Annotated in this window: 1 protein-coding gene; it reads right to left on the bottom strand. The window is 61.0% G+C overall.

The features are described 5' to 3' along the window. Positions 1-18 precede the first annotated feature (18 nt). Positions 19-536 (bottom strand): hypothetical protein (locus Q1A89_RS23450; protein ID WP_299734158.1); only part of this gene is annotated, 518 nt, incomplete at its 5' end.

Raw genomic sequence — 536 nt, 5'->3', positions numbered from 1 at the left:
TGATGGCGAGGTCGGAGGCTACGACCAGCTGTTGATGTGATCGGCGACGCTTGTGAGCTTGACGCCGAACGTGGTTTCCAAAGCGTCGGTGTCGACGGCCATGTCATCGCCATCCAGCTTGGCGATCGCGCCATAGAGGTCGCTCAAAGCGAAGGCTGCACCGGGGCTGCTCAGAGCATTGCCGACGCGGGTACCAAACTCAGCGGGGGTCATGGGGTCAAAGGCGACGTCCCGTCCGACCCATTTGCCCATAAGTTCGGCCAATTCAGCGCCGGTCAGGGCATTTGGCGTACCGATCTCAAAAGACTGACCGGCCAGATCGGGGCGAGACATGGCGGCGACCGCCAGCGTTGCCTGGTCCAGATGTGAGGTCCACTGCATTTTCATCGTCTGAGGAATGGGCGGATAATCCAGCTTCCCTTCGGAGCGCAGGCCCGGCAGGAAGATCTCTGGCTGAAGGTTCTCCAGATACACGGCCGATTGCAGGACAATGGACGGAATGCCAGACCCCAACACGGCGGTCATGCCCTGGGTCG

This window comes from uncultured Tateyamaria sp. (assembly GCF_947503045.1).
Lineage (GTDB): Bacteria > Pseudomonadota > Alphaproteobacteria > Rhodobacterales > Rhodobacteraceae > Tateyamaria.
The sequence above is the reverse complement of the archived record's forward strand: the minus strand, read 5'-3'. Positions and strand labels throughout refer to the sequence as shown.